This window comes from Streptomyces nanshensis, assembly GCF_001751255.1.
Lineage (GTDB): Bacteria > Actinomycetota > Actinomycetes > Streptomycetales > Streptomycetaceae > Streptomyces > Streptomyces nanshensis_A.
On sequence record NZ_LJGW01000231.1, the window covers coordinates 1 to 20,442 of the forward strand.

Annotated in this window: 23 protein-coding genes and 1 pseudogene; 11 read left to right on the forward strand and 13 right to left on the reverse strand. The window is 70.4% G+C overall.

Annotated elements, in window-relative coordinates:
* From AN218_RS36690 to AN218_RS13330, 3 genes and pseudogenes are all read left to right on the forward strand, one after another.
* Nucleotides 1-778, forward strand: a pseudogene (locus AN218_RS36690) (hypothetical protein); the annotation flags it as partial.
* A 103-nt stretch (nt 779-881) separates the two neighbouring features.
* A complete protein-coding gene (locus AN218_RS13325; protein ID WP_070017085.1) occupies nt 882-1,922 on the forward strand; it encodes a hypothetical protein in 1,041 nt (346 codons plus the stop codon).
* A 55-nt stretch (nt 1,923-1,977) separates the two neighbouring features.
* Nucleotides 1,978-2,979: a DUF6083 domain-containing protein gene (locus tag AN218_RS13330; protein WP_244900440.1), complete on the forward strand. Its 1,002-nt coding sequence runs from the start codon at nt 1,978-1,980 to the stop codon at nt 2,977-2,979.
* Nucleotides 2,980-3,019: 40 nt separating this feature from the next.
* On the opposite strand, the gene AN218_RS13335 is transcribed toward AN218_RS13330, so the two are convergent.
* Nucleotides 3,020-3,367: a hypothetical protein gene (locus AN218_RS13335; RefSeq protein WP_070017058.1), complete on the reverse strand. Its 348-nt coding sequence runs from the start codon at nt 3,365-3,367 to the stop codon at nt 3,020-3,022.
* Nucleotides 3,368-3,448: 81 nt separating this feature from the next.
* On the opposite strand from AN218_RS13335, the gene AN218_RS13340 reads away from it, so the two are divergent.
* The 3 genes from AN218_RS13340 to AN218_RS13350 all read left to right on the forward strand — a co-directional run bounded on the left by AN218_RS13340 (nt 3,449) and on the right by AN218_RS13350 (nt 5,710).
* Nucleotides 3,449-3,787 (forward strand): hypothetical protein, encoded by a 339-nt coding sequence (locus tag AN218_RS13340; protein WP_244900437.1) that lies wholly within the window; start codon nt 3,449-3,451, stop codon nt 3,785-3,787.
* Between the two features lie 274 nt (nt 3,788-4,061).
* Nucleotides 4,062-5,018, forward strand: a complete 957-nt coding sequence (locus tag AN218_RS13345) for a hypothetical protein (RefSeq protein WP_070017060.1) — start codon at nt 4,062-4,064, stop codon at nt 5,016-5,018.
* A complete protein-coding gene (locus AN218_RS13350; RefSeq protein ID WP_070017061.1) occupies nt 5,015-5,710 on the forward strand; it encodes a hypothetical protein in 696 nt (231 codons plus the stop codon). The genes AN218_RS13345 and AN218_RS13350 overlap by 4 nt, the downstream gene beginning before the upstream one ends.
* A gap of 35 nt (nt 5,711-5,745) precedes the next feature.
* Here AN218_RS13350 and AN218_RS13355 read toward each other — a convergent pair whose 3' ends face one another.
* Both AN218_RS13355 and AN218_RS13360 read right to left on the reverse strand, forming a co-directional pair.
* Nucleotides 5,746-6,057 (reverse strand): hypothetical protein, encoded by a 312-nt coding sequence (locus AN218_RS13355; protein WP_070017062.1) that lies wholly within the window; start codon nt 6,055-6,057, stop codon nt 5,746-5,748.
* Nucleotides 6,054-6,302, reverse strand: a complete 249-nt coding sequence (locus AN218_RS13360) for a hypothetical protein (protein WP_244900438.1) — start codon at nt 6,300-6,302, stop codon at nt 6,054-6,056. The genes AN218_RS13355 and AN218_RS13360 overlap by 4 nt, the downstream gene beginning before the upstream one ends.
* 381 nt (nt 6,303-6,683) lie before the next feature.
* Between AN218_RS13360 and AN218_RS13365 the strand changes: the two genes are divergently transcribed.
* From AN218_RS13365 to AN218_RS13385, 5 genes are all read left to right on the forward strand, one after another.
* On the forward strand, nt 6,684-6,932 hold the full coding sequence (locus tag AN218_RS13365; protein WP_244900439.1) for a hypothetical protein: 249 nt from the start codon (nt 6,684-6,686) through the stop codon (nt 6,930-6,932).
* A gap of 55 nt (nt 6,933-6,987) precedes the next feature.
* A complete protein-coding gene (locus tag AN218_RS13370) occupies nt 6,988-7,224 on the forward strand; it encodes a hypothetical protein (protein WP_070017065.1) in 237 nt (78 codons plus the stop codon).
* Nucleotides 7,217-7,558: a hypothetical protein gene (locus AN218_RS13375; protein WP_070017066.1), complete on the forward strand. Its 342-nt coding sequence runs from the start codon at nt 7,217-7,219 to the stop codon at nt 7,556-7,558. The genes AN218_RS13370 and AN218_RS13375 overlap by 8 nt, the downstream gene beginning before the upstream one ends.
* Nucleotides 7,559-7,709: 151 nt before the next feature.
* Complete coding sequence (locus AN218_RS13380; RefSeq protein ID WP_070017067.1) at nt 7,710-8,852, forward strand: hypothetical protein; 1,143 nt, start codon at nt 7,710-7,712, stop codon at nt 8,850-8,852.
* Between the two features lie 2 nt (nt 8,853-8,854).
* Entirely contained in the window at nt 8,855-9,634 is a 780-nt protein-coding gene (locus AN218_RS13385; protein ID WP_070017068.1) for a hypothetical protein, read from the forward strand.
* Between the two features lie 191 nt (nt 9,635-9,825).
* Here AN218_RS13385 and AN218_RS13390 read toward each other — a convergent pair whose 3' ends face one another.
* The 10 genes from AN218_RS13390 to AN218_RS13435 all read right to left on the reverse strand — a co-directional run bounded on the left by AN218_RS13390 (nt 9,826) and on the right by AN218_RS13435 (nt 20,295).
* Entirely contained in the window at nt 9,826-11,499 is a 1,674-nt protein-coding gene (locus AN218_RS13390; RefSeq protein WP_070017069.1) for a hypothetical protein, read from the reverse strand.
* Between the two features lie 201 nt (nt 11,500-11,700).
* Nucleotides 11,701-12,180: a transcriptional regulator gene (locus AN218_RS13395; RefSeq protein WP_070017070.1), complete on the reverse strand. Its 480-nt coding sequence runs from the start codon at nt 12,178-12,180 to the stop codon at nt 11,701-11,703.
* Between the two features lie 80 nt (nt 12,181-12,260).
* Nucleotides 12,261-12,890 (reverse strand): hypothetical protein, encoded by a 630-nt coding sequence (locus AN218_RS13400; protein WP_070017071.1) that lies wholly within the window; start codon nt 12,888-12,890, stop codon nt 12,261-12,263.
* A gap of 342 nt (nt 12,891-13,232) precedes the next feature.
* Complete coding sequence (locus tag AN218_RS13405) at nt 13,233-13,520, reverse strand: hypothetical protein (RefSeq protein ID WP_070017072.1); 288 nt, start codon at nt 13,518-13,520, stop codon at nt 13,233-13,235.
* 50 nt (nt 13,521-13,570) lie between these two features.
* A complete protein-coding gene (locus tag AN218_RS13410) occupies nt 13,571-14,050 on the reverse strand; it encodes a hypothetical protein (RefSeq protein ID WP_070017073.1) in 480 nt (159 codons plus the stop codon).
* On the reverse strand, nt 14,037-15,170 hold the full coding sequence (locus tag AN218_RS37475; protein ID WP_216311760.1) for an IbrB-like domain-containing protein: 1,134 nt from the start codon (nt 15,168-15,170) through the stop codon (nt 14,037-14,039). The genes AN218_RS13410 and AN218_RS37475 overlap by 14 nt, the downstream gene beginning before the upstream one ends.
* On the reverse strand, nt 15,170-16,489 hold the full coding sequence (locus tag AN218_RS13420) for a DUF3440 domain-containing protein (RefSeq protein WP_070017074.1): 1,320 nt from the start codon (nt 16,487-16,489) through the stop codon (nt 15,170-15,172). The genes AN218_RS37475 and AN218_RS13420 overlap by 1 nt, the downstream gene beginning before the upstream one ends.
* A gap of 146 nt (nt 16,490-16,635) precedes the next feature.
* Nucleotides 16,636-17,910, reverse strand: a complete 1,275-nt coding sequence (locus AN218_RS13425; RefSeq protein ID WP_141747566.1) for a helicase-related protein — start codon at nt 17,908-17,910, stop codon at nt 16,636-16,638.
* Nucleotides 17,911-18,148: 238 nt separating this feature from the next.
* On the reverse strand, nt 18,149-19,642 hold the full coding sequence (locus AN218_RS36695) for a hypothetical protein (RefSeq protein WP_070017076.1): 1,494 nt from the start codon (nt 19,640-19,642) through the stop codon (nt 18,149-18,151).
* A complete protein-coding gene (locus AN218_RS13435) occupies nt 19,642-20,295 on the reverse strand; it encodes a hypothetical protein (protein WP_070017077.1) in 654 nt (217 codons plus the stop codon). The genes AN218_RS36695 and AN218_RS13435 overlap by 1 nt, the downstream gene beginning before the upstream one ends.
* Nucleotides 20,296-20,442 lie beyond the last annotated feature (147 nt).

The window sequence follows — 20,442 nt, forward strand, 5'->3', positions numbered from 1 at the left end:
CGTTGCCGTGGAGCGCGGCCGCGGTGTCACCGAGGACGGGCTGGCCCTGGCGGCGCGGCTGGCGGCAGACGGTGTGGCCCGGGCGGTGCGGCGGGAGGCGATGGAGCATCTCGCGCGTGGCGCGGCGGCGGAGCGGGAGGCCGGTCAGGTGCGGGCGGCGGTTCTGCGCGCGGCGCACCTGTATGCCTCGCGGGAGGAGGCCGAGGCGGCCGCGGACGCGGATGCCCGCACAGCCCGTCGGAACACGGCAGCGCTGTTGCTGGAGGACCGTCTGCGGGCGCTCCGAGAGGAGGAGCGTTCTGAGCGGGCTTCCGGTGGCCGGAAGGAGATGTGCACGGCCGGTGGGGGCTGTGGCAGGGAGGCGGTGGCCCGCGGGCTGTGCGCCTGGCACCGGGCTGAGGAACTGGCGGCCGCCGAAGGCCGAGCAGGCTCGCTTCAGGCCGGCGGGAGCGGGCTGAGCGAGGCTTCGCGCGAGGACCGGGGCCCGCGCGCGGTCGGCGCCGCCGTACGCACGCCGGGCCGGCTCACCGCCGTGGTCCGCCGCGAGCGGACGGGCATCCCGGACGTCGTGGCGCAGCAGTTGGCGGTGATTCGCACGGTCGACGCCGGGGCTGCGGACCGTGCCGAAGAAGCGGCCCGGGCGCTGTACGCCCCCGGTGCAGACCAGGGTTCGGGCGTGTACCGGGACCGGGTGTCGGCCGCGAGCGCGGTCTACCAGGACGTGGTCGGTCGCTACGCTGACGTGGTCGCGGCGCACTACGAGGGGAGCGCGGCATGAGCCTCCAGGGCCGCACCGGCCCGGGGCCGTGTTCCTCGCCGGCGGTGCCCGCAGGGTGCGGTGCGACGCGACGGTGTGCCTCTCCGCAGATCGTGGGGGTGTGATGCTGAGTCGGCGCCAGTTCACCGAGCCGGCCGAGGTGCGGTGCGAGACCTGCCCGGGGCGGCCGGTGCTGCCGACCCCGGTGGACATCGACACCCGCAAGTGCGTGCGCTGCCAGGGGAAGAACGCCTACCTGTCGGTGCCGCATCCCGAGGACCACCTGTGCACGCCGTGCCGTCGGGCGTGCCCGACGTGCGGTGGGGCGACGGTCCGCGGCGGTGGGGAATGTCGGTCGTGCCGCCGGGTCTGCCGCCACTGCGGAGGGAGCCTGCCGCCGCCGGAGGTGGAGGCGGGCGGGGTGGAGTGGGCGCCGGAGCGGGTGGTGTATCCGGATGCGGGGACGCGCGGTCTGTGCGGCCGGTGCCGTACGGCGCACACCTCGTCGGATCCGCTGACGGTGGTGCTGGCGGCGGTGCCGGAGAAGCTGCTGCGGGCCTGCGGCGGGCAGGTGCCGGCCCGGGCGATGGAGCAGATGCGGTGGGAGTTGCAGGACCGCACCGGCGTGCAGTTGGTCGAGCGGATCGAGCGGCGCTGGTGGGGGAAGTGGGCGCATCTGCCGCTGGAGAAGAAGGCCACGGACCGTCAGGAGGGGTACGGGCCGGACGATGTGCTGGGCTGGCTCGTTGTGCCGACGGAATGTCAGGGGCGGTGTGAGGACGGCTTCATCCCAGATGATCCCAACCGGCCGTGCCCGGTGTGCCGGCCGACACGCACCCGCTTCGACCACGGTGAAGCACCGCGCGCCGGCCGCCGCGGGGACCGCGGTGAGGACGATGCCGAGCCCGGCCCGAGCGGCGACGTCGACGAGCGGGCCGGGTCGGGTCCGTGGGAGCGCCGGTACGCCGAGGCAGTGGACTACCGGCCGCCGATGCGGGAGTGCACCGGCCGCGACGGGGCCTGCGGGGTGCCGGTGGCCGAACCGTACGAGCAGTGCCCGGCGTGCGCGGGCTGGCCGTGGTGCGGCTGCGGGCGTCGCCGCTTCGACCCGGCGCGCGCCGCATGCTGCCCCGTATGCGCGGCCGACCCCAGAGATGTGCCGTGAGCGCGCCGCGGGAGTACGGGCCGGACGAGGTGGTGGAAGGCGGCGGGGCGTGGTGATGGAGGTCCACCGCACCAACCAGTCGCGCCTGCTGCGGAAGCAGGCGCGGGGAGAGTGCGCGTACTGCGGCACGCCGGTGGAGTGGTACGACCGGTACGACGCACGGCGGATCCCGCTCAGCCCGGAGCTGCCAGCCGCGCAAATCCCGGAGCGCTACCAGTGGCACATCAGCCGCGGCGTGGCGTATCCGGGGGTGGATCCACGGGCGCCGCGGTACTGCCGGGTGCCGCATCCAGCGATGTGCCCCGCCCTCGAACACGCCGACCTGCCGCCCGAGTTGGGCGACGTCGTCGCGGTCCTGGCGGTACGGATGCGCAAACGCATCGACAGCGGCTTCGTCCCCACCCTCCCCCCGGCGCCCGGCGACGACCAGGAACGCGACGGCGATGAAGGGAAGCCGTCACGACGGCCGGGGCCGACGGCGCCGGAGCGGGTGCGGCACACCGTGCACTACACCGGATCGCTGCGGCTGGGCCCCGGCCCGCTGGAGGACCTGCAGTGCACCGCCGCCCGCGAGGACGGCGCGCGCTGCCCGAACCCGGTGTTCGTGACCGGCGAGGGCCGGTGGGAGCTCCTCGATCTGCCCCACCTGCCCGGACGTCGAGGCCAGATGATCCTCTCGGCGAGCAACGGCAAAATGTGGGTGTGGTCGCTGACGACGCTCGACTTCCCCGCGGCCGCCCGTTGGCTGCGGCAGCGCTGCCCCGCCCACGACGACCACACCGCAGCGTTCTGCCGCCCGGAGTGGGAGGACTTCCACCCCCTGCGGCACTCCGACTTCATCGTCGCCCGCAAACCCGAGGGCTACGAGCCCGCCCCCGGAGACGGGCCGACCATCCACGACGGGCCGCGCACCCTCCGGCAGTGCGCACAGACCGGCTGCCACAACACCACCCCGGCCGCCGTCCCGGACGGCTGGCTGTGCTGGCAGTGCCGAAAACGCCTCAACCGCCGTACCGGCGCCCGCCGCCCGCAGCGCCGCCCCGGCCCGCCGGCGTAACCCGCCCCAGGCAGCGGCCGTACACGACGGTGCGGGCCGGCTACGCCACGGATGTGCCGCCCGTACGACGGCAGGGCTCGGGATGTCGGGCGGCTTCCGGCCGCAGGCTCTCCGGTCCCTTGTCAGTGGTCGCCGGGTCGCCCTCCGGCGTCTCCTGTGCAGGAGAGCGGCGCGGTTTGCCGTAGGGCTTCTTCTCGGGCCAGTGGCCGGAGAGCTGCGCCAGGAAGCGATCGGGATCGGCAACGAGCGCTGCCAGGCAGGCCACGATGAACGCGCGCACCTCCCGGTCCCGTTCGCCGAGCGCGGCCACGGCCTGGGCCTTGAGTTCCGCCGGCGGGCGGACGTTGAGCTGCGGGTCCTTGTGCTGGCTGGTCGGCTTCCTCGGCATGCGATACATCCTCCCATAAGTGGCTAGCCATCAGGAAGCGGGCGTGGTAACTTAGTGGCTAGCCACTAAGTTAAGGGGTGCATGCCGGTCATGCAGAAGGTCAGCGAGCGCGCCAACCCGGCCCGTTATCAGGCCGCCCTCATCCGCGCGGCCCTCCGCGCCGGCCTCGCCGATGACGTCAGCGAAGCCGCCCTGGACCAGGCCGCCACCGAGGCCGGCCTGCGCCCCGCGAAGTACGCGAGCACCCGCGACGCGGTGCGGTACGCCATCGAAAACCCTGTCTCCTTCGCGGACGACTGCAACCAGGACATCGCGTTCGCGGTATTCGACGCCGCTGAGACGGGGCGCTCGCTGGTAGTCGTCGACGCCCGCGGCGAGCGGTCCGTGATGACCCCGGAGCCCGTTGAGGACCCGACATGACCGCCGCCCACTCCGTTCAGGCAGGTGGGACACGCCAGCGCGGTTCACGCCCGGGCGGCTCCAACACGGCGGAGGCCACCGGGGCTACACCCATCAAGCGCTCCGCCCGCCTCGGCTGGCGCACCGTCGCCGTCCATCGCCTCCTGCGAGCACGAAAGGGCGACGCGTCCGCCGTCCCGCCAGAACCGCGCACCGCGCCCCGGTCCGTATTCGGTGGCAGCGCGTTCGGCGCCGGCCGCCGCCGCAAGGAGCAGCCACACATGGAGGCAGCCACATGACTCCCGGCACCGCCGCCTCGCCGGCCGCATCACACCAGATCCCCTTCACCCCCGCCGTACCCGGCGATGAGAAGGCCGAAGAAGGCATCGCCTACCTCCAGCCCGGCGGACTCGTCGTCCACACCGGCTGGTCCTACCCTCCGCGCGGCGAGCGCGTGCTGCGGCAGCACCCCGCCTACGAAGGCGGCACCGTCCAGCCCTGGCTGATCTCCACCCCCGGCGGCCACCGCGCCGCTCGCTTCTCCTACTGCACCCAGCAGGACGCCGAAGTCGCGGCCGCCCGCATCACCGCCGCCCTGCCAGAGGGCACTTGGCCCGTTGGTGGCGACACCGATACCGAGGCGCTGCTGCCGCTCGCGCTGGAGGCGTCCCACGGGCCTGAGATGCTGCCGCTCACCCACAACGGCAAGCCCAGTTGGGGCTGCTCCGGCTACGGCGACGTCGCCGACTTCTGGATGCCCGACACCCGTCCCGCGTACGAGCGGATGATCGCCGCCCACGGGCCGATACCGAAGAACTGCCCCACCTGCACCCGCCTCGCCCGCGCCCAGAAGAAGGCCGGTTACCTCCCGCACACCAGCCACTGGCCGCGCTGGTCGGTGACCGGTCACCGCGGCAACAGCGTCCGGCCGCACTGCTACTGCATGGAGTGCATGCGGCTGACCGTACGCATCGGCACCCTCGGCACCGTGGCCGACGACAACGGCCACACCGTCCCCGGCTCCAAGGCGACCGGGCTCTTCAGCCCGCTGCCCATCGACGTCGCCCGCGACGTCGGCAGGGACATCGACAGGGAGGACCGGCCCTTCGCCTGGTTCTCCCACTTCCTCACCGAGGGCGGCTGCGTCGTCATCGACGAACGCGACGGCGTCGGCCTGTGGCCCACAGGAGTCAACCACGACGACGCCCTCTTCAGCGAGACCGGAATCACCGCAGACGAGGAGGGGCTGTGACATCCGCCGACGACCGTGACGGCATGCTCCGCTACGACCAACTCGCCGCCCGCGTCTACAGCGAGCACCGCATGCCCTCCGGCACCCGCGACCTCATCCTCGGCCTCGCCTGGAGCACCCTGCGCGACCCCCGACGGCACGACCCCGCCGCCCCCGGCGTGTGGGCACGCACCCGCGAGAACCTCAACCTGAGCAACAAGCAGCGCTGGGAAATGATCGCCGACGACGCACCCCGCTACGAACACGACTGGCACGCCGGCCCGCAGGGCTGCCAAGCCCCCATGGTCCGCGTCGACCGCCTCTGCGGCCGCTCCACCAGCATCGGCTTCGCCGAATTCGACCCGCACACCGGCTGGATGACCGACTGGGGCTTCTGCTCACGGCCCCGCTGCCGCGCCTACATGAAGCCGATCCTGGAGCGCGCCGACCGCAGCAAGGACCGTGCACCCGAACCGATCCCGAACACCGGCGGCCTGCTGCCGCTGTTCTTCCACTGGAACTGGGAAGCGAAGTACCGCAAAGCCATGGAACTGATCAAGCACCGGTCTTCGTGGGAGCCCCCGTCGTACGGACTGTCGGCAGACCAGTGGCCCCAGGTACCCGGGCAGGAGAAGCCGAAGGCGTTCCCCAAGCTCCGACTCGTCACTTCGAACGGCGAGTTCATCGCGCACGACGCGCCCGCGCTCACCTGAAGGCCGCCGCGAGCAGCCCCGGCGCGGGCCCAAGCTCAGCTATACCAGACCACGATCGTGACGCGGATGGCCCGTTCGGCCGGGACGACCACGTACTCGAAGAGGATCGACTCGTCGTCCCGGGTCGGACGGTCGACGACGCGGCTGAAGCGGAGCCCGCTCTCATCCAGCGGATCGCCCGGCAGCTTCCTGCCCCTCGCGTACGCGTCACCGGCCTCCAACGCGAAGGACCGGAAGTACCGGGTGATCGCTGTCGCCAGCTCCGGCGGCCACTCAAGAATCGCCGCGGCTGCGGCCTTTTCGACCTGGACGATCCAACTGCCGTCCCGACGGGGAGCGTTGCTCACTCGCCACCCTGCTCAAGCCGCGCCACCAGCTCATCCAGCGACACCAACTCACGGCCAGCCGCGGCGTTCGCCCTGCTCACGTCCGCTCCCGGAACACCATCGAGCATCGCTTTCACCCACCCCTTGCGTACCACCGCAGGGATCTCGTCGGCGTGCGTCGCCAGCACCTCGCGCCGGAAACGTGCGCGATCTGCGCTGGTCAGGGCCGCGGCGACGGCGTCGGGGGTATCCGGGATCGCCGGCACGGGCCTTGGGGCACCAGGCCGTGCAGAACGCTCAGGTTGAACAGTCACGGCCGCTCCTCCACTCCTCGCAGGTTCCCCATTGTGACGGGTAGAGCCGCGTCCGTGAAGCCGAAGCCGGCCACGCCGCATGCGTACGAGAGGCCAAGGCGACCGTCGTCGACGCCGTGTACGTCGGTGTCGAGCGCTGGCGGCCATGGTGAAGGCGTGTCCGTGAAGCCGATTCAACTTCTTAACTTGTTGCATAGTTGACCTCCCTGAGTTAACTTTAGAACAAGTCAATAAGTTAGGAGGTTGGGAGTGCTCCAGATCCAACTCGGTCGCGAACGCCCAGCAGACCCGGACGACAGCCTCGGCCGACGCACCATCGGATGGCACCCCGGAATGACAGAGACCCAGGCATGGCAAGCCGGCCGCGGCATCTGGAAGTTCAACGCCGACCGCGCACTCGCCCAAGAAGAAGCGCAGATCATCACCACCGACGGCGAAGTCCTCGCCGTCGCCAAGATCACCGGAATCACGAAGCACGGCGACCGCTACGCCCTCGAAGGGGAGCTCCTGCTCGGCGACCCACGAGTGGGAAAGCCCACCGAGACGCCACACCGCTCTCGGAACTCTGTCGCCTACTTCTGAACCAACTCAAGATCAAGACCGCAGTACGGCTGCGACCAACACAAGGAGCATGCCAATGCGATACGTCGTGCCGCTCACGACCGCCGCGAACATCGCCGTCACCGTTGAGACCGACGAGACCGATCCCGAGAAGATCGCAGAACTCGCGATCGAACAAGCAGAGCAGGCGATGCCTGAACTCTGCCGTCAGTGCAGCGACACGGTGGAGCTCGGTGACGACTACCGGCCGGTCCGCATGAACGACGATTCCGTGCCGACCGTGACGAAACTGGAGGGAAGCCGCGATGCGTAACTTCTTGATCGCGATGGGGGCTTCCGGAGCGGTCGGACTGTCGGCCATGGCGGCCGTCGTACTGCCCGGCGAACCGTCAACTGCCCGCGTCCTCGCAGGATGCGCCACGCTGATCTTCGCCATGCCCGGCGCCAGCTATCTGACGCTACGACTCCTCGGACACTCGACACCCTCCGGCCTCTTCACTGATTCAGGCCCGGACTGTGACCGCTGCGGCAACCCAACCCGCAGGCCGTACCTCCGGCGAAGCCCCCAGTCCCACTGGTGGTGCGCACGCTGCGAACAGGAGACGACCGACATTCTCCTGGACATCGCGGCCCGCGGCCTCGCGTAACCCACCAACCGGCAGGAGCGGTGACAGGCGCGCGGCCACATCACCATCGCTTTCCAGGACGCCGACACCGAAGCTGCCACGCGACTCCAGCGAGGAGATCACGCGAGACGGCCTGACCGGCACCACCCGCATCGACCTCCAGGAGACCAGCATGTTGCGCATCGTCCGTACGAAGACCTATCGGGCCTTACAGGAGCGGAGCCAGGAGCACGCTGCCCGAGCCCACCAGCTCGACGGCACGGTGGAGAGCCTGAAGAAGCAACTCGCCGACGCCCAGCAGCAGACCGCCCCGTTCGTGGCGTTCACCCCGGCACAGGTGTCGGCCGCCGCGGCGGCCGACATCATCACGGCCGCCGCCGAGCGGGACGTGCCGAACCTGGACGAGCCCTCACGTGCCGCCCTCGCCGAGGGCGAGCGGGCACTGATCCCCGTGCCCGACGCGCCGAAGTGGCCGCTGGCCACCCTGGTTTGGAAGAAGCTGGACAAGATGCCGGCCCCGTACGCGGCCGGGCAGGACCCACTCTCCGTTCAGCGGATCATGGGAGCTTTGACGGACATCATCGGGACCGCTCCGCGGCACGACACCACGCCCTCCCTGGGCCAGGTCGTAAACACCACGATGGCGCTGCGCTGCCACCTCCTCCGCACCATCTGCACGAACCCCACCAGCACAGAGCAGACCATTGAACACGCCGCGCTCCCCTACGACGAGGGCATCCTCCTCGACACCCACTGGAGCGTGTGGAAGCCCGCCGCGAACAGGAAGCAGAACGACACGGGCGCACCATGGCCGCTGGCCAACCGCGTACGCGCCCGTCTCCAACCTCACGTCGAACCAGGCACCGACCTCGTTCCCGGCCCCGTCGAGATCCGGGAGCAGATCGAACAGCTCGTCGACGAGTCCACGGAGAAACACCTCGTCCAAGACACCGCCCTCGCCATGGCCATCCACCTCCGCCGCGCCGCCGGACTCGGGATCACTCCCCTCGGAGAGGAGATGGAGAACGCCTGCATGACGCGCGGCATCATCCTCGATATCGACGAGACCAACGCCGCGATCACCGGCCCGTGGGACGACGCCGAGTCGCTGTGCACGGCCGGGCGCACCGCGTACAAGACCAGCGGCGCGACCCTCCTCACTCCGTGCGAAACTCCCGGGTGCGACGAGATGCTGGCCTGGCACGTCTACCCCGGCGGCCAGCTCGGCCCCTGCCGGCGCCCCGGCTGCCGCTGCGCCACGTTCACCACGACCTGGGCGTCCACGGAGTCCGCGACGACGACCCTGGAGGTCTGACTATGTCCCGTGAAGTACGGCGCGTGGCCCTCGACTTCGACTGGCCGCCGGGGAAGGTGTGGGAGGGGTATCTGCGGCCGGATCGCCTCCGGGGTGAGAAGTGCGACGCCTGTAACGGCAGCGGCCAGACCCACTTCGGGTGGTGGCTCCAGAAGTTCTCGTACCTGATGGGCATGCTCGCGGACGATGTCCGTGACCAGGAGCGCGGCAAGCCGATGCACCCCTGGCTGGTCCAGTTCCCCCGCCCCCACGGCCACTTCGTCTACCCCGTCCCGGACGACCCGCAGTCCGGGCCCGGCCGCTTCCACATCGACCGGCCCTCTCCCGACGCTGTGGAGTTCTTCGCCAAGCTCATGAACGTCGCTCCGGAGGAGCTCGCCGGAGAGCCGTTCGGGAGGGATCCGGGGGACGTGGTCATGCGGAAGCTGCTGGAGATCACCGGCGTCGACGTGAGCTGCCAGCCCTGCGAGGGCCACGGATCCCTGGAGACCTACCCCGGTCAGCGAGCGGACGCTGACGCGTGGGAGCCGTACGGCCCGCCGGCCGGAGAGGGATGGCAGTTGTGGGAGACGGTCACGGAGGGCTCGCCGCTCAGCCCCGTCTTCGACACCGCCGACGGACTGGCCTCATGGATGGCCGACCCGGACCGCGGCGAGGACTGGCTGCCGGAAGAGACGGCGCGGAAGTTCGTCGCAGCAGGATGGGCACCGACCGCTATCACCACCGCCGAGTACGGCGTGGTCCCCGGAGCGGAACACGCCGGCTGGAACAGCCCCGAGTAGACGGCCCGGCCTCGGACCTGAAAACACGACGACGGCGTCCCCGGTGGCCGATGGCGGAGTCCGGGGCGCCATCGCGCGTCAGCGTACCGCCGAGAAGCACAGCAACGGCCGTACGGACGGCTGCTCGCCCGGGACATGACGCGGCCGCCGACCTGCCGTGCGCACCGCCCATCGCCCACCCGTCGCCCGGTTCAGGCCGGCGACTTCGCTTCCAGGGCGTCGAGGATTTCCCCGAACGCGGGGACGTCGAGGTGACCGAAGGTCAGGGCGGTGAGCAGCGTGGCCCAGCGGTCTGGGTCGGAGCCGCAGAAGCGGGTCAGGATCGGCAGGGCGACGTCGGTGGGCGCGTGCGTCAGGACGGTGTCGGCGGGGAGCTGTCGCAGGTGCTCCATCGTGTGATGCCGGGAGATGAGCACAGTGCGCTCGATCCGGTCTCGCGTCAGCGCGTCCGCGGCGGCGGGTGCGTCCAGCCAGGACTGGAGCACGGCGCCCGGGTCGGGGCAGGCGTCGAGTTCGTCGTCGCTCAACAGGCGCAGCACCCCGCCGGTCTCTCCCTCGTCGGGCAGGAGGTCCGCGGCGGCCTGGCGGAGCGGGCCGGTGGTCTCCTCCCGGTGCAGGATCCATGACAGCTCCACCGGTAGCAGCGCCCTCAGCGCCTCGGTCACCGCGTCCGCCGGCGTGCAGGCGTTCGCCGCGAGATGCGTCAGCGCCTCGGCGCGACGGTGCTCCTGTTTGCCCTCCAGCAGCCGGCGCGGCGGCAGTTCGTCGAAGACGACCTTGACACCCATAGGGGGCTCGTCGACGACCGTCGGCGCCGGAAGACCGGCCAGCAGGGCGCAGGCCCGCGCCAGATGCTGCGGGCTCGACGACACCTCCACCAGATCCTCCACCAGCGACAGCACGTCCGCCCGGCCGGTGCCGACGCTGCCCAGGAGTCTGCCCCGCCGTACGCACGCCTCGACCGCCGCGGCCAGCCCGGTCCCGGCGACGTCCCGCAGCCGCGGATGCCGGCGCACGCGGCGCGCGATGACGCGCAGCCGCTCCCGGCCGGTGACGCTCGGCTTGGGCAGGTCGGCCAACTCGGGGCAGCACACGGCCCCGGCGCACGCCTCCAGCAACTCCTCATCGAGGGAGGCGGGTTCCGCGTGCTCGAGCAGCAGATGCTGTACCGCCCGCCCCGCCTCGGGGTCGCGCACCAGCCGCGGCCACCGCTCGGGGCGCTGCTCCAGGATGCGCCAGACGCTGATGGAGAACTGCATCTGCCAGGTGCCGAGATGCGACGTCCGCGGCAGCCACCCCTCGTGCCGGTCGGGATGGGCGAGCGCCGCGGCCAGGGGGGCCAGGGCCTGGCGAAGGACGGCGTCGAACACGGCTTCCGGCACCGGCGGAGCGGAGCTCGGGGCCTGCTCCCGGTAGTTGTGGAAGACCAGCCGCCACGGGCTGACCACCCTCTCCAGCTCGGTCTCGTGCAGGTGCTCCAGCAGTCCGATCGCCGCATCGACGTGCTGCGGGTGGAATGCGAGAGCCGCGATGAACTCCGGCCGGATCCGGTGCACGTTCCGCACCGTCGGCACATCGCCGGCCGTCACGACGCCGATCGCCGCCAGCTCAGCCACCTGCTGCGCCGTAGCCTGCCGCAGCAGCCGCTCGCGCAGCCCCGGATCCGTCACCCGTCCCAACAGAGCGGGCAGGGCCTCCTTGAGCGCGTTGCCGCGCCAGCCCTCCTCCCGGTCGTCCACGGCGTACGGCAGGGTCCGCTGCGCCCGCGAGCACAGGGCCTCCACCACCGTCGGTAATGCCTCCTCGGGCAGATCGTCGCTCGCTGCGAGCGCTCGCCACAGCGGATACAACCGGGCATTGACCACGGACACCCTCCACACGCTCTGATTCCGCGTCACCGCTCGGTCACGCGCACGAGGTTGACCGTACGACGGCACCCGCCTCCGCCGGGTCTCAACAGGGAAGACAGCAGCGCCACGCGGACTCGTTCGTACGGACGCGGCGTACGCGGACATGCGTGTCCCCCGCCGGCGACCCGACGGGGGACACGCAGGTGCAGGTCGGGTTCAGAGGGCGGCGATGATGAGTGCCGCGATCCCGAGCCACAGGATGTGCCAGCTCTGATCGAGCGCGTAAGCACCGGTTCCGAGGGTCGGTGCGTACGATCCGTCGGCGGTGGCGGGCGCGGCCGGGTGCGCCGGGGTGCCGAGACTGTAGAACTCGTCCTTCCGCACGAGCGTGGCCAGCCGGGCGAGGGTCGTGCGGCGGTCGGCCCAGTAGTGCGAGGCGGCGTCCAGGCCGAAGCCGAGCGCGAGCCCGGCGGCGGTGACCGGCAGGTCGAGAGTGAAGACCACGGCGGCCAGGACGAGGACCTTGGTGACAGTGAGCCCGGCAACGTGCCGGGCGCACGCGAGGCGCCCGCTCCATCCGGAGCCTCCCTTGCGGGCGGCCTGGCACGAAGACTGCACCCAGTGGTCCCCGACGCTGTGCCCGATGAACAGGGTGACGAAGACGGCCGCGAAGACGGAGCCGGGGTCGTGGTTCATGATGGTGTTCTCCTGTCTGGTGAAGGCGGGTGGAGGGCGGGGGCGGCCAGTCGCCTGGCAGTGAGTTGGCCGCCGCCGCTTCAGTCGATCGGGACGATGTCTTCGCCGGGGGTCAGCAGCTCGCCTTCGCCGTCCCAGTCGATGACCCACTGACCGAGCGCGGGCTTCACGGCGGTCCCCTGCCGGTCGGGGTTGCGGCGGTCTGCGACGCGCCCGTCGGCCTTGAGGTCGCGGACGGCCTTCTCGGCGATCTTGTCCTGGGTCTCGCGGGAGCTGAGGCGGTCGGCGACCAGCTTCTTCACTTCGGCGGGCGGCCCGGAGTGCATGCCGGTCTCGTCCACGTAGTCGCCGTGCTCCGCGTACTGCCGGGCGACGGAGGCGTAGCGGGACTTCGCGGTGGATCGGGGTGCGTCCAGCGCAGCGGCCAGGGTGCCCCAGGAGACCTTGTACTGGTCGCGCAGCAGCAGCAGCATCCGCTCCAGGCGCCGGTCGGTGTGCTCCGCGAGCCAGTTGAGCCCGACGGCCATGTGGTAGGCGTCGTCGGCGTCGGACGGCGTGCTCTCGCCGGGTTTGGGGAACGTGCGCAGGAACGTATCGAGGTAGCCGCGAGCGACCCAGCCGTAGAGGAAGCCCATCGGGTCGTCCTCCTTGCTCCAGCGGATCGTGAGTTCGTTCTGGCCGTCCTCGGTGGTGGTGAGCTTGTGCTCCACAGGTCTCCCCTTCCGAAGTGCTGTACGTATCCCGTACACCAAAGACTGTACGAGATACGTACAGCACTGGGTGTGGGAATCGGGCCTCCGGTGGCGAACTGTCCTGATTCCGCCCTGGGTTGGCTTACGCCGTAGGGGTCCGCATGAGGGTGCCACCTGAAACAGTCCGTCCAAGAGGGGTCCGCCGAGGCGTGCGGCTTGGGAACGGTCGCGGCATCATGCAGCCTGCAGACCTCCGGCTGGGCGGTTCGCCCTCGACAGCCTGGCCGGGGTCGCCCCCAGAAAGCTGCCTTGCCGCCGCCGTCGCGATCCCCGGATCGCTGGTGCACCGCGTCGGCCGGGTCAGGGGTGCAGCAGGGTGGCGGCGCGGTCGTCGAGTTCCTGCGCGCAGCGGACGCCGCGGGAGCGGTAGGCGGTCAGGTCGCGGCGGATCCCGCTCAGTGCTTTGGAGGTCCGGGCGGAGTGCACGCCGTCCATGTGGTCGAGCGCGCGGCTCCATGTGCCGCATGCGTGCTCGAGGTTGCCCTGCTTGAGCTGCATTTTGGCCTGGGCGACGAGGTCGAGCGCGAGGATGCGTGTGTAGGTGCCGGCCGGCCGTGCGGCGGCGGCGCGCCCGCTGAGTGACCGCACCAGCGACCGGGCGCCTCGCCCGCATCCCTCATCGGCAGGTTGCTGCCTCCCTAGCTGGCGTCCTCCGAGCGAGGCCAGGGCCGGCCGCGGTGGCGGCGGGTCGGCCACCACGCACAGACGGCGCGCGCGTCGTAGAGCGGCTTGCCGTCCGAGTCCGGATTCGCGCGTCCGGGGGCATTTTCGTTGTTGGCCAGGGCCCGGGTGACGCTCGACTTCGTCACGCCCAGCAGACGGGCTATGTGGGCCGGGGGAAGCACGGCGGGCTGCTGCCGCAGGATCTGTTCGATCGCTTCGGTCAGGTCGGCGCCTTGCTCCGCTACGGCGTGCCGGGCACGCTGGAGCAGCTCCGGGTCGACGAGGCCGGTGTAGGGGACCGGGGGAGCCTCGGCAGGTGGCTGGCCGCTCGCGATCTGTTCCAGGACGGCTTCCAGCAGGGTGTCGGGGGACGGCTCGTGAACGGCCAGGACCCGCACGGCCGCGGGGCTGAGCGAGACCCCGAACGGGACCTTCGCGGGCTCAGACAGCGGCATCGGGGACCTCGGAGAACTCGCGGTCGCTGTAGGCAGAAGCCAGCGGCTTGGGGTCCTTCATGTTGAGGAGCTCCTCGGCGCCCATGCCGAAGTTCTTCATCATCCATGCGTCGCTCTTGCCCTCGATGGTCTCGCCGGTCGCTGCGGTGTAACCGGCGGCGGCGCTGCGGACGATGCTCGACATCCGGCGGATGTCGTGGGCGCCGCGGGCGCGGTTGTGCCTGATGGTGGAGGCCATGCGGTGCGGGAGATCGGCTTCGGGGAGGACGACGACGGGGAGCATGCCCTCCTCGCGGTCGCGGATGCGCTGGACGTCGCGGACGGTGAGGTAGCGGTGGTAGCCGTCCACCACCTCGTACGCGCCGGTCTCCTCGTCGAAGTACACGACGACGGGCTGGGTGAGCCCGTCCTCCCAGACGGAGATCTCCAGCAGGCGCATCTCCCGCGGCTTGACCACGTTGGGGTTGTAGGCGTTCGCCCGCACCAGATCCAGGGGGACAGCTTGGACGCCGTAGACCGGGCTGCGCCAGCCGCCGGGAGCGAACAGCTTCTGCTGCACGGCGACTTCGGGGGCGGTGGACGGAGCGGCATCGTCCTCTGTGTCGGCCGGGCGGCGGGCGGTGAGTTTCTTGACCTTCTGCACGCCGACGATGGCCCTGAGCCGGCTGACTTCGTCCTGGCTCATGCCGAGCTGTCGGCGGATCCAGTCGTCGCGCATGCCGGAGTCGGCGAGTTCGCCGACGATCTGCGCCATCAGCTCGTCGTCGTGGACGCCGCGGGCCCGGTTGTGCCGGATCGTGGAGGCCATGCGCTCGGCGAGAGACTTGCCCTCCAGGACGACGACGGGGAGCATGCCGTCCTCGCGGTCGCGGATGCGCTGGACGTCGCGGACGGTGAGGTAGCGGTGGTAGCCGTCCACCACCTCGTATACGCCGGCGTCGTGCACCGCGACGACGGGCTGCGTGATGCCGTCCTCCCAGATGGAGACCTCCAGTAGGTCCAGCTCCGGCGGTGCCACAGAGTTGGGGTTGTACAGATTCCCGCGGACCTTCTCCAGTGGGACGGCCCGGACGTCGTAGACCGGGCTGACGAACTTCCCGGAGCGGGCGGTGGTGGTCATCACAGGATCTCCCGGTACTTCTCGACGGCCTGGCTGCGCTTGGTGACTTCGCGCTTGGTCTGCCCGAAGCCCATGTACTTGCAGGCGTGATCGCAGCGCAGGATGGTGATGACCAGCCGCTTGTAGGTGGGGATGAGGGAGAGGTCGGAGACGGCGGGAATGTCGTCCGGGTAGTGCCGGAACCGGATGACCTCATACGGTCCGCGGCGCTTGCGGTTGTCCTTGGGCTCGCCCAGGAACTCGGTGCCCTCCGGGGCATCCCCCCGCAGCTCTTCGGCGGACTCCTCGGGGAGGGCTCCGCCCTTGACGGTCCAGTACCGCATGGAGGACTTGAGCTTCCGCAGGTAGCCCTGCTTGATCTCCTCGTCCTCGATCATGTCCAGCAGGAAGTTCGCGTACGTCTTCCAGGTGTGGCCTTCGGGCAGCTTGATGTCCTTGGCGCCCATCGCGGCGGTGCCGCCGTAGATGGCGGCGAAGTTCGCCCCGTTGACCCGGCCGACGAGCTTGGCCCATGTCTCCGGCTCGATGACCCGGTAGAGCTTGAGTGCTTCCTGGCCCTCGCCGCGGAACGGTGAGGCGACGCGCATGTCGTGGATCGAGACGCCGGCGAGGTGGAAGAGGTCGTACAGCGTGTTGTACGACCAGCCGAACCGCGCGTTCGCCGTCCAGATGTCCTCGGTCACCCAGTCGAAGATCGGGTACACGTTGTACACCCCGCGCCCCTTGCGGCTGGTCCAGTTCAGCCCCTCCAGCATGGACGCGTCGGTGCGGTCCTGACGGTAGAGGGCCGCGTGCCGGTGCATCGACTCCTGGGTGCGGATCCCGACGAGGACGGCGGTGCGTTCGGCGCCGGAGCGGCGGTGCAGCCACGCGCCGATCTTCTCCTGCACGGTGTAGTCCCACACGCCGTCGTATTCGGGGAAGTCCTCGGGGACGTTGCCCGTGTGGATGACGCCGGGGGCGTCGGGCAGGTCGCGCACCCAGATGTCGCGCTCCTCCGGGTTCCAGGGCTTCCAGTAGCTCTGGTACATGGAGACCTCGCAGGCCGCGGCGAAGGGAAGGCAGATCCACACCGGGTCGATGAGGTCCCGATTGGACGTCATCACCTCGGTCACGTAGTCGGTGGTGGCGGCGTACTGGCCCTCGTAGTCGAGGTGCAGCACGGTGATCTTCCGGGTGATGCCGTGCGCGCGCATGAAGTCCAGCGTCGCGTTGACCATCACGCCGGAGTCCTTGCCGCCGGAGAACGCGAGGACGATGTTGTCGAAGTCGCGGAAGATGCGCTCCAGGCGTCGCTGTGTGGCCTCCCACACGTTCATTTGTGTGCCTCTTCTCCTGCGTGTTGTCCCCTGGCTCCTCGCGAGCGGGCCGCGGCCGGGACGGCTATGAGCCGGCGCCAGGGGACGGCCCGTGGGGCAACCGTACGTCCGCAGGAACTAAGTTGCAACTTTTCGTTGCGAATTAGTCAGATGGTGCCGCGTGGGTCGATCTCGTGCCGGACCAGGTCCGCCAGCCACCCCTTCTTCCGCAGGTTCTTCGCGACCAGCACGTCGATGCCCAGGTCGGTGACGTGTGTGATGTAGGTCAGGGCGCGGGTCTGGCCGAGCCGGCGAATACGGCTTCGGGCTTGCTCGACCTCTCCGTAGTCGAACGGCAGTGACGCGAAGTGGCACGACGCCACGTGCTGCAGGTTGAGGCCGAAGCTCCCGGTGCCGTAGGTGAGCAGCAGCGGCACCCGCTCGTGCCGGTGGCGCCGGAAGATCTCCTTGCGTTCCGTTGCGGGGGTGTCGCCGTTGACCAGCAGGTAGTCGTCCAGATGGCGAGCGATGCGCCGCTGTTCCTCCCGGTACTGGCAGAAGACCAGGGTGTGCTGGCCGGCCACCCGGGCGGCCACCGACCGGCACTTGACCGGATCGAGCGCCGCGATCCGCTTCAAATTGCCCAGCATCCGGAACAGGGCGAGGTCCTCGCCCCACGCGGCCCAGGCCTCCAGGAAGTCGTCGCGCTCTGCCTCGTACGCGGCCCGCGTCTCCGCGCCGACGCCGTGCTCGTGCTCCCGGGAGGTCTCCGGCACACCGATATCGAGGCGCGCTTCGAAGATGTAGGGCGCCATCAGCGACCGCAGGTGCCTGACGTTCGGCGTGTAGGTCTCGAACCAGATCCGCTCGCTACCCTCGTCGTTGATCTTCTTGTGCATGGTGAAGTACCGGTAGCGGAAGGCCCGGTCGTCGGTGTCGAGGATCTTCGGGGACAGCCAGTCCATCTGGCGCTTCAGGTCCCACAGATCGAGTGTGAGCGGGGTGCCGGTCAGGACGAGCGCGTAGTCGGCGTCCTTCCGTATCTGAGCCAGCCGCTGGTGGCGCTTGGAGTCGGCGTTCTTGATGAACGTCGACTCGTCCGCGATGACCATCACCCGCCGCCGTCGCGCCCACTCCAGGACGTCGAGATAGGTGCGGTCCGACTGCGACAGCGTCTGGAAACCGAGGAAGCGCACCGGCACCGCGCAGTGCCACTTCGCGGCCTGCTCCTCCACCGCCGGCAGGACCGAGTACGGCGCCACCCACAGCACCGCATCCAGCCGGTGGGAGCGGCTGTTGGCCAGCTCGACCGCGACACGGCTCTTGCCCATGCCCTGCTCCAGGAACGCTGCCCCGACCTTCAGCCGGGCGAAACGCTCTAGCGCCCCTGCCTGGGAGGCTGTCAGTCCCTCCAGTCCTGCCGGCTGCGTCGTCGCGTTCACGCCGCTTCCCGCAGGCTGCAGCAGCCGGGGAAGCAGCGGGCGACGGCGGTGTCGTCTCCAACCGTGGACACGGGCTCGGTGGTGCGAGGGCGGCGCGCGTGGGTGTGCGGCATCAGCGGCTTCTCCCAGAGGGTTCGGCCCCAGGCGGGGCTCTGCCGGCGGAGGATCGGGGGACGGTCGGTAGCAGGACGGCGGCCCGCTTCGGGTCTCGTGCCGCTCGCGGCAGCAGGGGAGGCGGTCAGGGCGCCTCGGTGACGAGAGGGTCTTCTTCGAGGAGCTCGTCGGGAATGACGACCTCGTCGACGGCGTCCAGGTTCTCGGGTTCACGGGTGTAGGTGCCGGGCAGGGGCGCCGTTCCGGCCCAGCCGGATGTGGCCTTCAGGAACTCCTCGGCGGACGCCTCGACGGTGCCGCCCTCCGGCGTACGGACGCGGAACTCCCAATGCTCGTGGAAGCGCCAGGTGATGGTGCCGTCCTCCTCGATGCGGCACATGCTGGCCGGGTGGAAGACCATGGCGTCGGGCCAGGCCGCGTCCGTGCCGAACCGCACCCACCAGGCGTTCTTGCCGCGGCGCAGCCGGGAGGGATGGAACGCCAGGTGATGCCACGTCTTCTGCTCCACCGCGAGCGACTCGCCCGGCCGGGGCAGAGGGGCGGCCCGGTCCTCGTGCATCTGCCACCCGACGATGCGCAGCATTCGCTTGCCGCCCAGCACCTTGAAACGCCACTCCGGCCCGAAGCGGAGCGTGACGAAGCCGGGCCGGTGGCGGCGCACCATGCTCATCGGGTGCTCGAAGTACAGGCCCTCCCACCGGGAGCACACCAGGCGCACCACGGCCAGGTGCTGGCCCTGCTCCGTCCTCCGCTCGCTCACGTCTCCCTCGGGGACGTCGATCTCGTTCCACTCGCCGGGCTCGTAGGGAGGCATGTCCCAGTAGTGCCGCTCCCCGGGCGTCCGTCGGCGGCGCGTGCGGTCGCGGTGGAAGTCCTCGGCGGACACGCTGCGCGTGCGGGCGCCGTCGTCGACGGGGATGTCCCACTCGCCGCCGAAGCGGATCGTCACCGTCCCGTCCGCCGCCTCCTGCGTCATGGACACCGGGTGGGCCACGGTGCAGCCCTCCCAACGCGAGTGCGTCAGCCGCAGCCGCAGCCTCTGGCCGTTCTTCGTCGGTCCCGCCACCTCCTCGGCCGGGAAAACCAGCGTGTTCAGCCCGAACGGATCGAACCCCGCCTTCTTCTGCTCCGTCGTGCGCGGTCGGAGCAGGCCTTCTGCTGCCAGCGAGGCCAGGCTGATCCAGCCGTCGTCATGGTGGTCGATGAACCACCGGGCGGTCGCGATCTCCCGCAGGGCCGCGAGCACCGTCTCGATGCACCGCAGTTGCTGCTCCTGGTTCTTCCGCACATCCGCACGCCTGCGTGAGACCTCATCTTCCAGGAGTTCCGTGAAGCGGGTCTTCTGTCGGGCCATCTCGTCGAGCATCTCCGCGCGGATCGTCTCCGCCCACGCCACCTGCTTGGGCGACCCCTCCAGCTCGGGCAGCCCCGCGGCCCGGTTCGCCGCAGCGTTCCGCTCGGACGCCTCGGCCCGCTCCCGGTCCTGCTGCGCGTTCCGGCACGTCAAGCACTCGGACTCGGCCAACCACCGGGCGCGGGACTCCCGTTGCCGCGCCGGCCCGGAGAGCTGCACGGTCTTGATGTGCCCGCATGCGAAGGTGATGCGCTGCTGTGCCATCACGCCACCTCCGGCACCGGCAGCTCCCGGATCGTCGCTGCCGCCGCGCGGCCCCAGGCGGCCCAGTCGTAGATGTCGACCGAGCGGTCGTTCTTCACCGCGATCTTGCGATCCTGCCGGAGCATCCGAAGGGTCTTCTCCGGGCCGCCCCACAGCGTGATGTGCTCCTCCGGCATGCCTTCCAGTGTCACCGGCTCGGCGGCCTCCAGCCGCTCCAGCCGTTCCTCGACCGGGATCACCGCCGGTGCGGGCAGGGCGCCCGCCCGGCTCTTCGCCCGCTGCAGCAGGACTTCGACCAGACGGCCACGCCGCTGCATGGCCTCCTCCAGGCGCTCGTCCTCGCTCAGCTCGCCGTTCTCCAGCAGTACCCCGGAGGCGGTCAGCACGCGGACCAGGCGCTCGCGTGCGGCCGGTGAGCTGTGGTCGTAGGTGCGGTGGTCCAGGAAGATCCGGTCTGCGGGGGCGGTCCAGAGCAGGTCGTACCAGGCCTCCTGGCACACTGCCCGCGCTGCGCGGTATTCCGTCCGGCGCGGCAGGACCGTCAGGTCGACCGCGTCCCCACCGACCTCGAAAACCGAAGGGTCGGCGGCGGCGATCCCGCCGTGCGCGCGGTGCAGCGGCGCACCCCCGTTGAAGCCGTACATCTTCAGCATGCATCTCTCCCCTCGTCGGCAGGAGCCGCCCGCTTCACGGACCACGGGCGACCGTGACGTACGGCACGCTACCGACCCTCAACATAATTCGCAACTTTTTGTTGCGAATTATGTTAGGCTGCCTCGAGGTTGCGGCGACGGCATGAA